Consider the following 14,713-nt stretch of genomic DNA (forward strand, 5'->3'; position numbering starts at 1 on the left):
TCAACTCCTTAAATAGTTTTTATTAATTCGAACATTGGTAGCATAATGGATAAATAAATTAAAATAATAAAGCTGGCTAAAATAAAGAAAAAAATTGGTTGAAGTAAAGTTAATACTTTCATCATTCTTCTTTGTAGTTCTTCAATCAAAATAGCTGCATAAATGGTGAGTTCTTTTTCTAATGTACGATGATCATTATTTCTCTGAAAAATAAGTGAAATCTTCTGATCGAGTAATTTTAATTGCGTTAGTAAATATTGCAACGGAAAGCCATTTTCAAGATCATATAGCATTAATTTTGCATAATAAGCAATGATTGGAAGTTTTTCTTGTGCGGAAAGACCTGCAACTATCTCTTTCATTGACATACCTGTTTTTAAATATGCACTTAAATGTGTCGCAAAATAAAAAGTAGTTTGCATTCGAAGATAAGAACGATAGATAGGTATTCGCAAATAAATTTTTATTCTAACTTCTATAGAAATTCTTCGCTGAATAATGAACCAACATAGCAAAAGTGCTATACTGCCAATCGCTAATATGAATACGATATTGCTCACTAATTCAATTCCAATAATTGATACATTAACTGCTGTTGTTGCTTCAGGGCTTTGGGAAAATAAATCTAAAAATGTAGGTAAAATTGTTTGTTTCATAAAAATAAACAAGATGGTGAAAATAAGTAGTAGTAATAGTGGATATTGAATAATTTGTTTGAACTTTTTTAAATACTTCATTCGATATTCAAACATCTCAATACATTTCTCTAAAGTACCTAATAAATCTCCATTAATTCGTATGAAATAGAGATACGAGGTTATCGTTGAGTGAAAAGTTATCGTCTTTAATGCCTCATCAATCGTTTTCCCTCCCTTCAATGCATCTATGATTGGCTCTACCACATGAGCAAAATGCTTATCCCACTGCATAAATTCTAACGCGTTTAGTATGGAATATCCTTCCTCTAAAAAATGATGAAGTCTTTTTAGGAATAACAGCTGTAATTCTTGATTAATTTTTTTATGTTTATGGTATATCGCATTGATTTTCGAGAGTGTAGCCATAAGCATATGCCTTCTTTCTTAAATCTCTAAATGTTTGATAATCAGGTTGTACATTTTTCACTCCTTTATTTAATACTTTTTCTATTGTATTTTCTGTTAAAAGTTCCATGATAGCTGCTCGGCGTTGGAAAGCTCCTTTATAATGAATCGGAATTAATTCTAAAGCCGCTATAGCAATAAGCGTTTGTTGAATTTCTGAATACTTAATTCCCATTTCCACTAATCTATAAATTGTTCCTATTGCATTTTTAGCATGAAGTGTACTTAATACTAAATGACCTGTTAATGCTGCTTCAAATGCAAATTTTGCAATTTCCTTATCACGTATCTCCCCAATCATTAAGACATCAGGATCATGCCGTAAAGCTGCCTTAAGCCCAGCCTGATAAGTAACACCCGCTTTTTCATTTACCTGTACTTGTAAAATATGATTCATATTCTTCTCGATGGGATCTTCTAAAGTAATCATTTGATAAGATTTTTCTGCTAATAACGCTTCTAACAATGCGTACATGGTAGTGGTTTTACCACTTCCCGTTGGACCAGTCATTAGGAAAATCCCTGCTTTATTACTTATACATTCTTTTAGTTGCTGCAATTGTTTAGGAAATAAGAATAAATGCTCCAAAGCATAATAATCTTCCTTTGGTAAAATCCGAATTGCTAAACTCTCCATCTGATGAACAGGCAAGGTAGACAAGCGTAAATCATACCTGCCTGAAGAAGTATAATGAGTTATTTTTCCATTTTGTGGATTGCGAATTTGTCCGATATCCATTCCTGAAGCAAATTTATAATATGCTAGTAGAATTCGATATTGACTAGCAGTTATCGTTTTATACATCGTTCTGACCCCATGAATCCGAAAATAAATATCTGTTTGTTTTGTGTAGGGATAGAAATGAATATCTGTTGCCTGCAATTTATATGCATTTGTAAGAATTTTTTCTGATATTTTAGCTGCTACTGACATCTTTTTTCCCTCCTCACTCTTTTAATAAAATCCTAGCTTGCTTGGTGAAAGTGCAAGAGAAGCCAATTTAACGTATACTATGATTACAAATTAATGTCCTGGGGTGAGAACATGAAAAAAATATTTTTAATTGGTTTTATGGGATGTGGGAAAAGCACTATTTCCGCATATATGAGAGAGCACTTACACTTATCTGTTATCGATACAGATAAGTACATTGAAAAAAAATATGATATGGAAATAAAGGATATTTTTTCGACTTACGGGGAAAAAACCTTTCGTGATTATGAAACAAATAGTATTGATGAAGTAAGTGATTATGAAGTTATTTCTACTGGTGGTGGCATTGTAGAAAGAGAAATAAATATAAAAAAAATGAAAAATTTTGGTGTTTTAGTATACTTACATACTCCTTTTACTGAAATTGTAAATCGCCTTAAAAATGATAAAACAAGACCACTTTGGAATAATGATTTAATTACAGATATGGAAAAATTATATCAGCGCAGAAGCAAAATGTATGAAGCTTATAGTGATGTTATCGTGGATACGCACAATCGTAATGTAAATGAGATTGCAGAAGAAATTATTGCTAGCATAAAAAAAGCATAAATGGTGAAAATATTCATACATTGATCAAATATTACCATGCACATCATTAACTGTCATTATTTTAAAATTCATTTTTTATTATTTTTAAATGAGGTGATTTTTATTTCTTATAATGAATTTATTAAGTTTCTTACCAATGAAGTTACAGCTTATTTAAATTTATCAAAAGAAGATCGTAAAGAACGCCGCCAGAGTAAGAAAAGTAATCGCACTCCTTATGCTGAGCAGATGCTTGGGATTATCCCTTTTATTTGCAAAGTACAATTGAATCAAAAGCGCAAGCGCCCTTACAGGCTAAGAACGTGACGTCACGAGCACAACGTCCTGTACTAGTATGTCCTATGCGTCGCAGCACTTCACAATGAGATAAAGGAAGCACCGTGAGGTAACGAACCGATGTTGACTTATCGTAGTGGAGAAGTGCGAAGTTTGCTAGTTGTTTAGGCGCTTTCGCTGGACGTAGCTATTCTGGATAAATATCCACAAATCAGAAATTTTATAAATTCCTAGACAAAGATAATAAAATAGGAAGCAATGACGTAGATTTCGCGTCATTGCTTCCTATTTTATTCTGATACAAATGGATTAAATTGTTTTTCATATCCAATATTCGTCTCTTCGCCATGTCCAGAGAATACTCTAAAATTATCGGGTAATTGATATAGTTTCTCTTGAATACTATGTACAAGAACTTCAAAGCTTCCGCCTGGTAAATCAGTTCTACCTACCCCTTGCTGAAATAGCACATCTCCACTGATAATAAATCCATAATCATGAAAGATAAAGGTGACACTCCCCGGCGAATGGCCAGGAGTATGAATCACTTGAAGTTGGAATGGACCAATAACAAGCTCTCCTGGAACTAATAAATGATTTGGAGCTTCCGTAGAGATTGATTCTGGCAGAGAAAGTACAGAACGGTTTAATTCTGGCTCAGTTAACCATTCTTTCTCCTCTTCATGTAAATAGACATCTATTTCATAATGCTTTCTAAGCGCATCTACCGCACCAATATGGTCAAAATGAGCATGTGTTAATAAGATTGCATGTGGTTTAAGATTATTTTCACTCATAAACTGAATTAATCGCTCTGCTTCAGCACCTGGATCAAAGATCAGGGCGTTCTTATCTTCATCAAAAACAATATAACAATTTGTGCCTAATGGGCCTAACGAAAACCTTTGTAGGTTCATTTTCGTATCTCCTCTCTTTAATCGTACTTATTTATTCAAAAATTGGCTATAGAATATCTCGACAAAATTGTGGATATGCTATAATATAATTGAAGAACGTAATAATTACATAATAGTACAAAAGCCTTTTTAATGGCAATGTAAAAACTTATTAGCAAAGGTGAAGGGGGTTTAAGGCAAATATGGTACTTGCAATTATTTGTTTACTTGTTGCGCTATTATCTGTAGTATCTGTTTTTAGACAACTAAAATATAAAAACTTACTAGCATTAGTATTTTCTGGTGTTTCCGCTCTTGTTTTTGGATTCTTTTCTGTGATGACAATTACTTGTAACTTAATGCCACATCTTGGTATCTGCGGAGCATAATGCTTCTTACAAATTTAGATGCAAAATACTCATAAGGCATATGTTTGATTAGACAATCAAACATATGCCTTTTTACTTTTCTTGAAGAAAATAAAAACTGCATCTCTATTTTAACTAGAGATGCAGCTATTTTTAGTTATTTGAGTCAAAATCTTCAAAGCGGAATAAATCACCGTAAATAATCGCATCTGAGTATTGTAACTCTTTTTCTACAAGTTCTTCAACCTCTGTACACGGAGTAATCACTTCTGATTCTTCACTCTGCTGAGTTAGTTCTTCTCCTGTTTCACGATCATAACAAATACCGCTTGTTGAAACATAGTCTTCACTAATAAAGTCACCATTACGTAAACCAATATAACCTTTTCTATCATCATGGAACAAATCATTACCAAAATACATATCATCTGATGTATCAATTCCTGCTAGATGAAGTAGTGTTGGTTTAATATCAATTTGTCCTGCAACAGTATCCATAACCTGGCCTTCTTCATAGCCTGGAATGTGAATAAAGAATGGTACTCGTTGTAATTGAATATGGTCATAAGGTGTAATTTCATCTTTATCCAAATACATACTCATTGCCCGATTATGGTTAGCACTAATTCCATCATGGTCACCCATAATAACAATAATTGAATTCTCATATAGATTATTTTCTTTTAACAGTTCAAAGAATTCTTCAATTGCCTCATCCATGTAACGAACTGTTGGGAAATAATTGTTTAATGTATTTGAGTTAGAATTATATGGTTCAATCGAGCGATCCTCTTCTCCTAGCTCAAATGGAAAATGGTTTGTTAGTGTAATAAACTTCGAATAAAAAGGCTGTGGTAATTCTTTTAAATATGGGATAGATTGTGCAAAATAATCTTTATCCTTTAATCCCCATCCAATTGAATTATCCTCTGTAACCTCGTAAAACTCTTTATCAAAGAAATTATCTACATGTAATTGTTCATATATTTGGTCTCTGTTCCAGAAACTCTTATTATTCGCATGAAAAACTGCTGAGAAATAATCTTTTCTCTCTAACATCTCCGGCATCGCATGGTATTCATTTCCTCCATGTGTGAAGAAAACAGCTCCTCTTGATGATGGATATAATGAGTTTTCTGTAACAAACTCTGAGTCAGAAGTTTTACCTTGCTGTGTCTGATGATAAAAGTTTTCAAAATAGAATGTACTTTTATCTTCAGTAAGTGAATTTAGGAAAGGTGTAATTGTTTCCCCGTTCACTGTATTATTAATTACAAAACTTTGTAAGGACTCAGCTGAGATAAATATAATATTTCGATCTTCTGCAAGTCCGAACAGCTCTGATTGTTTACTACTACGTATATTTTCTTGAATGTATTCTTTAATTTCTGGAAGCTCATTACCATCTGCTAGTACACGCTGTGATTTTACTTTGGAATGTACAACCGCATCATAAATATGATAATAGAAAATCCCGATATTTTTCACTAAATATTCTCTATCAAATGCACGTGAGAATAATTGTGGTCTTTCCAGTTCTGCAAGGAAGAAATTCCCTGTTAATAATACTAAAGATAAACAAAGGGCAAACATCTTTCCTCGACGATTGTATTGAACTCCTGCCCCTGCTCTCTTTGTTAAATACCAAACAATCACAACATCAACAAAGAAGAGAATATCATAGACTTTAATCAATGATAAAATACTAGAACCTAAATCTGCAGCGTTACTCGTCTGGAATAGTTGTGGTACCGTTATAAAATCAGTAAATGAACGATAAAATACTAGATTAAAATAGATAACTAGTGTACCAATTAACATCGCATAACGAATAAATTTTAACTGTCGTGATGTTTTCTTAAACCAAACACTTAGCCCAAAGAAGACAAAGGCTGCAATAAATGGATTCACGAACAAAATAAATTCTTGCATTGTATTATCTAGCCCGATGTTGAACATAAATCGATAAATAATATAGGTTTTTAGTCCAAATAATATACTTGCGGTCACAAATAAAGGCATTTTTGCAAGTCTATTCATGTTTTCTTCCTCCCAAGCTATTTCATTCACATTTTAAATTCCCTTATTTATAAGGGAATAAACATTCATTTTTAAAATTAGACGCATTCATCATATAAAAAGTTTCAATTTTCTGGTTCATTTTTGGCTTTCCATTGTCTAGCTTCTCGCATTAATATGATTTTAGCAAGCTGATATTCTTCCGCATCAATTAGTTGAGATTTATATAATTCAGTAAGCTCTTCTTGCATTAATTCCATATCTCCTAACCGATCCCCTGTATAGATAAATGCACCAAATCGCTTCAGTAACCTTTGAACATCCAACATATTCTTCATTTTTATCACCAACTATTATTATATCAAATAAAAGTTTAAGAAGAAATGCTACTGATTCAATTCGATCTTAATATTTTCGTGTAACTCTAAATACTCTTCTTTATCAGGTTCCAGTTCTAATGCACGAGTAATCGCCGTTTCTGCAGCTTCAAACTCACCTATTTCTGCATATAAGAGAGCCAAATTATAATGAGATACTGGAAATTGATCATTTATCTCAATACTTGCTTCTAAATCTTCAATAGCACGATCAAAATCCAATAAACGAATATATGCAAAAGAACGTTGAAATAGAAGTTCAGCCTGATAATCTGATGATTCTCCATCTATTTTCTTTGTTGTTTCCTCAATAGCTTCATCATATTTTTCTTCATTAATAAGCTGCTCAATTTGATTTAAATGATCTATTTCACTGTTTGCGTCATTTTGATTTCCATAAATCCATAAACTAGACACCAAAATAAGATATGCAGCTAGCGCCAATATTTGAACCATTTTATTATTTTTGTTCGGTACAAATACAATTGTAGTTGCGATAAATCCGGCAATTAGCCCGCCAATATGGGCGGCATTATCAATTTGCGGAATAGTAAATCCAAACACTATATTAATACCAATTACTATGAAAATATTACTCCCCATTGTCCTAAAAAACAAGTCCCGATACATAATACCAAAAAATAACAACGCGCCAAATAATCCAAAAATAGCCCCTGAAGCACCTGCAGCAATATTTACCGTAAATACAAAGCTAGCAAGGCTTCCTCCTAATCCTCCAAGCAAATAAATAAGCAGAAATCTCCATTTACCGTAAATCCGCTCCACAAGTGTTCCTAAGTAGTAAAGTGCAAGCATGTTCATCAGTAAGTGTAAAATACCTACATGTAAAAACATCGAACTAAACAAACGCCACCATTCACCCTCTAAGATGGCTGGATTATATTTAGCACCAAATTCAATTAATGTGTACGGGTTATTACTTCCCCCATTTATTTCCAGAAGGATAAATATAAATACATTGATAGCTATTAAAATATAAGTAAACATCGGTTTACCATACATTAAAATACTTTCCGCTCTTTTCTGCTGAACCTTCACATATTCACTTAATGCATAAACTGTTTTTTCAATCTCAGCTGCTATTTCAGTTTCTGTAAATGCATGTTCAAAAACATGATGTTCTATTTTCCCATCTATTTTTTCATTCAGAATATTGATCGCATTTTGCCAATTCGTTGCTGTGATCGAATAAAATTTAATTATCTTTCCTTTAGAATCCGTTATATTGTTCTCCACATTTTCTATTGGTGCATGTGATGCGATGTAAATATTATGAAATTCAAACTTACGTCTCGCCTTCTTTTCTAAAAGCCTGACTTTTTGGTCAGCCTCTAGTACATCCATGTTAAATTGATTTTCCCAACCAAATTGATGTGTCGAGAGACGAAGTAATGTATTTGTTCGCTTCTCTTGCTTCTCTACCCATACCTCAGCATTTGGCCTATCAAAATGAAGGATATTAAAGCCGTTTTCCATTACAAGCTGCTGAACCAACTTAAAAAGCATTAATTGTTCATTAAACATAAGACGCCTCCTTCAACAAAACTTAGCTATTAAAAAGCCTTGCATCAAAACCATATTAATGCAAGACTGTCACTTAATCCCTTTATTTTATCGTATCCATTTATTAGCCTATATATAATTCTTCTACGATTTTAACATATTTGTTCTATTGACTCACATCATTAGCAATTTCTACCTGGAAGTAAATTCTATTGATTTCTAAAAGTAAAAAAGCTACAGCACAAAAACTAGCACTGTAACTAAATATAGAAATATTAAGAGCCAATATAGCGATCATAGTAATTTCGGGCCATGACAACATCTTCTGTCCCTTGCACAAGTACACGACCATCTGGAAAAATAACAAATTGAATTTGATTATCAATTTGTACTTTAAGCAAAAAAGGTGTTTTTTGTACCGTTCCTATTTTCTCTAGTATTACGGCTAGCTCATTTAACTCAAAAGCATCTCGTTGGTGGATTTGAACTGTATTTCTACCACATAAAGAAATATTTTGCTCGTGAGCTTGTCTTTCTAAAGCAGGAAACTCTTCTTTCTGACAGGTTGAACAATTTACCATCGACTTTGAAAATTTTATTTCATAGAATTGATTATGCCAAAGATCGATGGTTTGTAGGGTATTTCGTAAATAATCTTCATTCCCTGTCAAATATTTCAAAGCTTCCGTTACTTGATTAGAGGAAATAAGATCCACTATTGGTGAAATAACACCGACTGTATCACAGGTTTGACCATTATTTACTCCTTCATTCACCATACATCTTAAGCATGGTGTTTTTTCCGGAATAAAAAATGCATTCATTCCTCGTGAAGCAACTACTCCGCCATAGGCATAGGGAATATTCCTTTTAAAGGCAATATCATTTAATAAAAATCTTGTTGAAAAATTATCTGTTCCATCGATAATAACATCCATTCCTTCAACAAGTTCTTCTATATTATCATTGGTTACATTACCAATGATTGCTTCTATTTCAATCTCAGAATTTATTTTTTCTAATTTATTTTTGGCTGCAATTACTTTTGGTAAGTATTCTTGAGCATCTTCTTCTTCAAATAGCATCTGTCTTTGTAAATTACTAAATTCCACATAATCACGATCAATCATGCGTATCTTCCCAACCCCTGCTCGAGCAAGGTGATTGCAGGATACTGTACCTAGCGCCCCTATTCCCACAACAAGGACTGCACTGTTCTTTAATTTATTTTGTCCGCTCTCTCCGATAAATGGAAATAAAACTTGTCGAGAGTACCGTTCCATCGCGCTTCCAACTCCTCTTACTTCACAAAGCCACGTTCTGTAATGATATGCTGAACAGAAATATCATATTTTTCCTTAGGAACAGCATCAATAAGCTGTTTATGACTTATTAATGAAATCGTTTTATTTGGAAAGTCAACTAAGAATCGATCATAAAATCCTCCACCAAACCCTATTCGATAGCCATCTTCATCAAATATTAATCCAGGAACAAACAGTAAATCTATTTGGTCTTTGGCAAGCCTATTTTCTTTCACTGGTTTTGGTTCTAATAAATTGAAATATACGGATTCTAATTGATCATAAGATTCAAATGTATAAAAGGTAAGCTCTTTGCTCTTGGGATCACATTTTGGTACACATACAGACTTCCCTGCTCTCCATGCCGCTTCAATAATTGGTCTTGTATCCCATTCCATTCCTTGTGAGATGGTAATCCCAATAGACTTCGCATTTTCCCATAATAAGGAATTGAATAGAGTATTCTGTAAAGTTTGTTCAATTAACAGTTTCTCATCTTGAGCTTGTTCTAATAAGGTACTAATCATTTGCTTTCTTAATTGTTTTTTGTCCACCTTAGTACATCTCCTCTACCTTATTTCCTTTGATAATACAATAAAACTCCTATCACAAAATGATAAGAGTTTACCGAACATTTATTTAGTTTCGCGATGTAATGTATGTTTTTTCAAACGAGGACTATATTTCATTAATTCAATACGTTCAGGATTCGTACGTTTGTTTTTTGTAGTAATATAGTTACGATCACCAGTTTCCGTACAAGCTAGTGTAATGTTTACGCGCATGATTTTCCCTCCAAACTATACAAACTAAAGTTTTCGACTAATTTATTATAGCAGATTACTTCGAACAATCAAGTCTATCTTTTAATTGTTTTTTGCTGCAAAAGCTTTACACACTTCTGCAACCAATGCACAACGATCAACAAACTGATCAAATAGAATATGTTCTATTCTAGCATGTGCACCATCACCAGGAATACCTAAACCATCTAATGTAGGAACTCCAATGGCAGAAGTGAAATTACCATCACTACCTCCACCTACAGCAGAAGCAGAGATTTCAATACCTAGCTTTTCAGCTGCTGTTTCTGCTAATTTAAATAATTTTTCATTCTCAGGTGTTTTCTCAAGTGGTGGACGGTTTAGTCCTCCCTCAATTTCTAATTTAATATGCTTATCTTCTGGAACTAGTGCATTCATAAATGCTTGAATACGATCAGCTTCTGTTTGTGTTTTCACTCGAAAATCAATTTCAATTTGAGCTTTTTCTGGAACTACATTTGTTTTTGTACCACCAGTAATTTGTCCAACATTCACTGTTGTACCTACAGCATAATCCGTTAAATCAGCTACCTTCGTTACTATTCTAGCAATTTCATTAATTGCATTCACGCCATCCTCATGATGGTTTCCAGCATGTGCACTCTTTCCATGTGCGATAACTGTATATCTACCTACACCTTTACGTTCTGTTTTTAACGCGTTAGTTGTTGCTTGTGGTGGTTCTAGAATAAACGCTGCATCACAAGTCTGTGCCACTTCTTCGATGAGCGGACGAGACGTTGCACTTCCTAGCTCTTCATCAGATGTAAATAAGAACACTGGCTCAATTGGTAACTCCCCTTCTTCCAACAAGGTAGCAATTGCCCAGACAGAAGAAAGTAAACCAGATTTCATATCGAAAATTCCTGGTCCATAAATTTTATTTCCATCTTCTTTAATCTCTAAATCTCCAACATTCCAAACCGTATCATAATGAGATAAAAATAAAATACGTGCTTTCTGATTAGATTCATTTAATTCATACAATAGATGTGTTCCATACTCTTCATCGGTATACGTTGTTACTTTAAATAAATCATTGAATTTCTCTTTCATCATTTGCTGAATAACTTCACGACATTGATTTAATTTTTCTATGTCTTTACTAGGAGATTCTGCTTGCACTAACTTCAGTAAATCTTTTTTAATCTGATCAATATTTGCATTTAAAAATACTTGACTATCATTTGTAGAAATAACAATCACCTCTTTGATATAATATATTAATTATAGCAGTACTAATTTTTATATTGCAAATGGATTAGATTTTTTCGCTTATCCTCTACATTACAGTATAAAGCTTAAATATAATAAAATTGATACTAGATTTTAATATTTGCGTGTTTATACTTCTAGCTTTTTATGATATAACTAATATTGATGAACAGTTTGGGGGTTAGACGATGACGATAGTAGTTATTTCATTACTGAGTGTTGCAGTTGTGCTCATTATCATATCTTTGTTTCTCAACGACAGATATGCTGAACTCGAGAAACAAATTGAGCAAGTTTCTATTTCCGCAATGCAAGACACTTACCAATTAAATAAAAAAATCAAAGTTTTAGAAGAGGAACTACTTACAGAAAATTTACCGACGTCGAATGAGACATCGAATGTAGAAAAAAAGCCATTGCTCATTCAAAAAGTAGTCCATCTAAATTTACAAGGATACTCTATTGAAGATATTGCACAACGTACAGATTTAAGTCCAAATGATGTACAAGCCATCTTGAAAAACAGTAAGTAAGGAGGATAATATGAAACAGCCTATCAGTTTTTTTGGAATTGGGATAATCACAGCTTGTTTCGTCTTTTTAATTGCCAATTTCTTTATAGATGATACAGCAGAGACAGCAGAAGAATTAAGCTATGATGAGCTTGTTGCTGCTGCTCAAAAAGAAGGTTATCGTGTTATTTCGGAAGATGATTACATCTCTATGACCGTGAATAAAAATGGTAACGATGAAAAAGCAGAAGATGAAGCAAATGACGAAAACCAAGATACAGAAGAAGAAAATAAAGATGAAGATGCTGCTAAAGAAGACGAAGAAAAAGAAGAAAAGAAAAAAGAAGAAAAGAAAAAAGAAGAAGAGAAAAAAGAGGAACCTAAAAAGTTCAAGCTTAATGTTAAATCTGGTATGCTAAGCCCAGAAATCAGTCAAATTCTTGAAGACAATGATATTATTGATGATGCATCAGCATTTAACAGATTTATAGAAGATGAAGGTTATGCAACATACATTCAATTAGGTGAACATGAATTAACAGATCAAATGACCGATGAAGAAATAGCTGTTGTTATCACTAAAAATAGAAGACCTTAATTAAAGAACAGCCATGATAAAAGGAAATTTCCCTTTTATCATGGCTGTATTTTTATTCTTCATCTTCATTTTCGTGTTCTTTTGAGTCAAAGTAGGCATCCATAATTCTTTTACCAATTTTGTGGTTTACACTATCTCCAGAATTTTTTCCGATATTTGGAACAATAATCGCAAAAGCAACTTCTGGATCATTATACGGAGCATAGCCTACTAAGCTTAAATTCTCTGTATCGTATTTTACACCATCTACAAAAACCTCATTTTCAGCTGTTCCTGTTTTTCCTGCTACCTGATGTGGATTATTACCCCAGTGTGTTCTCGCTGTTCCGCCACTAGCATTAAAAACCTGACGAAATCCCTCTTGTACACGGCGAATTTCTGAATTATCCATATCAATCCGATTTAATACCTCTGTTTCCTGTCTACGATAAACGGATCCTAAAGTATCTTCATATGGAACTGGGTTACGAATTTCTTGCACTAAATGTGGTTTAACCCGGTAGCCATCATTTGCGATTGTTGAAACATATTGCGCTAGTTGTAATGTCGTAAATGTATCATACTGCCCAATCGCATAGTCCATTAATAAACCGGCTTTTCTTTCATTGCCAACATATCCTGTAGATTCAAATGGAAAATCAATTCCTGTTTTCACACCTAAACCAAATTGATGGAAGTAATTACGCATCTCTTGAAACGCCGCTGGGTCAAAGTCTACTGCTTTATCATAACTATAATTGTATTCTCCACCCATTCGTAATGCAATATAAAACATATAGACGTTTGAGGATCTTCTTAGTGCATCATAATCATTGACCCAACCTAAATTGTTATATGATCCTTTTGCTGGTGTTCCTCTAATTTTCATTTTCTGATCGTTAAAGCTTTGCCCAGGTACAATAACACCAGATTCATAGCCGGCTAAAATTGTCGCTCCCTTGACTGATGAGCCTGGACGATGTGCATCATAAATCGTTTTAAAAGCGGCATTTTCCACTTCCCCTGTTTCTCGATTATAATGTTGGCCAGACATTGCCAAAATTTCACCAGTTTTCGGATTCATTACAACAGCAAGCGCATCTTCCATATGTCTGTTCGCATATGGATGAGCTCGAATAATTTTGCTTAATTCGTCTCCAACAATCTCATCCACTTCTGCTTGGAAGTCCATATCGACTGTTAAGATTAAATCTTTTCCTCGTTCACCTGGAACGATGACAGTAGAATCAATCACTGTACCGGATTTACTTGTTGTATATTCAATTTGTTCCTTACGTCCTCTTAAAACATCTTCGTATTGCTCTTCTAAGCCACTTCTACCTACTCGATCATTACGGCTGTATCCTCTTGCTAAATAATATTGTTCTCTTTCTGCTAAGATTCCTTGTTCTTGGGATGTAATCGAACCAAGGAAGCTATTGAAAACATCTTCATATGGATATACTCGATCCCAATCCGTTGTCGCATTAATTCCTGGTAGATCACTTAAATGCTCAGCAATCATTGCATATTCTTCGGGAGTTACATCTTCATTTTTAACAATTTGTGGTGTTAATGCAGATGCCTTGTCTAACTCTCTTTTAATCGCAATAACCTCTAATTCTTCATCCGTAAAGCCTTCTATTTCTTCATCCGTTATTCGTTCTAATATTAAATTATATTGTTCCGCATTTTTTAAATCTGCTGCCTCTTCTTCAGATAATCTCTTAACAGCTTCTTCTTCATTTTTCAAATACCAATATTCTCTTTTATTACGTGGTGTAATAGCATCAATACGTTTTTCATCATCCATAGAAATAAACTCTGCTAATTTTTCAGCTACTTCTAATTTATCTTTAGCTTGAACACCTTTTTGTGGTGTATATGTGATGGAATACATTGGCTTATTATCAACAACTACATTATGATTCCGATCAAAAACCTTACCTCTTGGAACAGGAATTTTTGTTACATCCTGAATCGTTCGATCTATTTCTGTTTGATAGGATTCACCATTTAAAATCTGCACAATCCCTAATTGAATAATCAAAATAGAAAACATCAAAAACACTACAAAAAATAATAAGTTTAATCGAAAGGGAAGTTGTGCTCTTTTTTTCTTTTTCTTCATTTATCTATCTCCCCGTTTATGAAATAATCTCTAACTATTAT

The 14,713-nt window shown here is 33.3% G+C and carries 16 protein-coding genes; 5 read left to right on the plus strand and 11 right to left on the minus strand.

Annotated elements, in window-relative coordinates; all coding sequences use genetic code 11:
* Positions 1-8: 8 nt before the first annotated feature.
* Positions 9-1,064, minus strand: coding sequence for a competence type IV pilus assembly protein ComGB (gene comGB, locus AB4Y30_RS09885; RefSeq protein ID WP_368652074.1), 1,056 nt, complete (start codon positions 1,062-1,064; stop codon positions 9-11).
* Positions 1,027-2,037 (minus strand): competence type IV pilus ATPase ComGA, encoded by a 1,011-nt coding sequence (gene comGA, locus AB4Y30_RS09890; protein ID WP_368652075.1) that lies wholly within the window; start codon positions 2,035-2,037, stop codon positions 1,027-1,029. Before comGA ends, comGB begins: the two co-directional genes overlap by 38 nt.
* A 111-nt stretch (positions 2,038-2,148) precedes the next feature.
* Here comGA and AB4Y30_RS09895 point away from each other — a divergent pair, with 111 nt between their 5' ends.
* Complete coding sequence (locus AB4Y30_RS09895; protein WP_368652076.1) at positions 2,149-2,649, plus strand: shikimate kinase; 501 nt, start codon at positions 2,149-2,151, stop codon at positions 2,647-2,649.
* Positions 2,650-2,685: 36 nt separating this feature from the next.
* Positions 2,686-2,955 carry a YqzE family protein gene (locus AB4Y30_RS09900; RefSeq protein ID WP_368652077.1) on the plus strand — a complete coding sequence of 90 codons (270 nt, stop codon included), beginning with the start codon at positions 2,686-2,688 and terminating at the stop codon, positions 2,953-2,955.
* Positions 2,956-3,215: 260 nt separating this feature from the next.
* Here AB4Y30_RS09900 and AB4Y30_RS09905 read toward each other — a convergent pair whose 3' ends face one another.
* Complete coding sequence (locus tag AB4Y30_RS09905; protein WP_368652078.1) at positions 3,216-3,842, minus strand: MBL fold metallo-hydrolase; 627 nt, start codon at positions 3,840-3,842, stop codon at positions 3,216-3,218.
* A gap of 182 nt (positions 3,843-4,024) precedes the next feature.
* Here AB4Y30_RS09905 and AB4Y30_RS09910 point away from each other — a divergent pair, with 182 nt between their 5' ends.
* A complete protein-coding gene (locus AB4Y30_RS09910; protein ID WP_368652079.1) occupies positions 4,025-4,210 on the plus strand; it encodes a DUF2759 domain-containing protein in 186 nt (61 codons plus the stop codon).
* A 132-nt stretch (positions 4,211-4,342) separates the two neighbouring features.
* Here the strand turns inward: AB4Y30_RS09910 and AB4Y30_RS09915 are convergent, their stop codons facing one another.
* From AB4Y30_RS09915 to AB4Y30_RS09945, 7 genes are all read right to left on the minus strand, one after another.
* Positions 4,343-6,229, minus strand: a complete 1,887-nt coding sequence (locus AB4Y30_RS09915) for an LTA synthase family protein (protein ID WP_368652080.1) — start codon at positions 6,227-6,229, stop codon at positions 4,343-4,345.
* Positions 6,230-6,333: 104 nt separating this feature from the next.
* Positions 6,334-6,546, minus strand: a complete 213-nt coding sequence (locus tag AB4Y30_RS09920; protein WP_368652081.1) for a YqgQ family protein — start codon at positions 6,544-6,546, stop codon at positions 6,334-6,336.
* Positions 6,547-6,594: 48 nt separating this feature from the next.
* Complete coding sequence (locus AB4Y30_RS09925) at positions 6,595-8,130, minus strand: rhomboid family intramembrane serine protease (protein ID WP_368652082.1); 1,536 nt, start codon at positions 8,128-8,130, stop codon at positions 6,595-6,597.
* A 254-nt stretch (positions 8,131-8,384) separates the two neighbouring features.
* Positions 8,385-9,392, minus strand: a complete 1,008-nt coding sequence (locus tag AB4Y30_RS09930) for a ThiF family adenylyltransferase (protein ID WP_368652083.1) — start codon at positions 9,390-9,392, stop codon at positions 8,385-8,387.
* Positions 9,393-9,409: 17 nt separating this feature from the next.
* Positions 9,410-9,967 (minus strand): 5-formyltetrahydrofolate cyclo-ligase, encoded by a 558-nt coding sequence (locus AB4Y30_RS09935; protein WP_368652084.1) that lies wholly within the window; start codon positions 9,965-9,967, stop codon positions 9,410-9,412.
* An 81-nt stretch (positions 9,968-10,048) separates the two neighbouring features.
* Positions 10,049-10,198, minus strand: a complete 150-nt coding sequence (gene rpmG / locus AB4Y30_RS09940; RefSeq protein WP_021291115.1) for a 50S ribosomal protein L33 — start codon at positions 10,196-10,198, stop codon at positions 10,049-10,051.
* A gap of 81 nt (positions 10,199-10,279) precedes the next feature.
* A complete protein-coding gene (locus AB4Y30_RS09945) occupies positions 10,280-11,443 on the minus strand; it encodes a M20 family metallopeptidase (RefSeq protein WP_368652085.1) in 1,164 nt (387 codons plus the stop codon).
* Between the two features lie 197 nt (positions 11,444-11,640).
* Between AB4Y30_RS09945 and AB4Y30_RS09950 the strand changes: the two genes are divergently transcribed.
* Both AB4Y30_RS09950 and AB4Y30_RS09955 read left to right on the plus strand, forming a co-directional pair.
* Positions 11,641-11,985, plus strand: a complete 345-nt coding sequence (locus tag AB4Y30_RS09950; RefSeq protein ID WP_368652086.1) for a hypothetical protein — start codon at positions 11,641-11,643, stop codon at positions 11,983-11,985.
* 10 nt (positions 11,986-11,995) lie between these two features.
* Complete coding sequence (locus AB4Y30_RS09955) at positions 11,996-12,562, plus strand: hypothetical protein (protein ID WP_368652087.1); 567 nt, start codon at positions 11,996-11,998, stop codon at positions 12,560-12,562.
* 52 nt (positions 12,563-12,614) lie between these two features.
* Here the strand turns inward: AB4Y30_RS09955 and AB4Y30_RS09960 are convergent, their stop codons facing one another.
* Complete coding sequence (locus tag AB4Y30_RS09960) at positions 12,615-14,672, minus strand: peptidoglycan D,D-transpeptidase FtsI family protein (protein ID WP_368652088.1); 2,058 nt, start codon at positions 14,670-14,672, stop codon at positions 12,615-12,617.
* Positions 14,673-14,713 lie beyond the last annotated feature (41 nt).

This window comes from Ornithinibacillus sp. 4-3 (assembly GCF_040958695.1).
Lineage (GTDB): Bacteria > Bacillota > Bacilli > Bacillales > Amphibacillaceae > CALAMD01.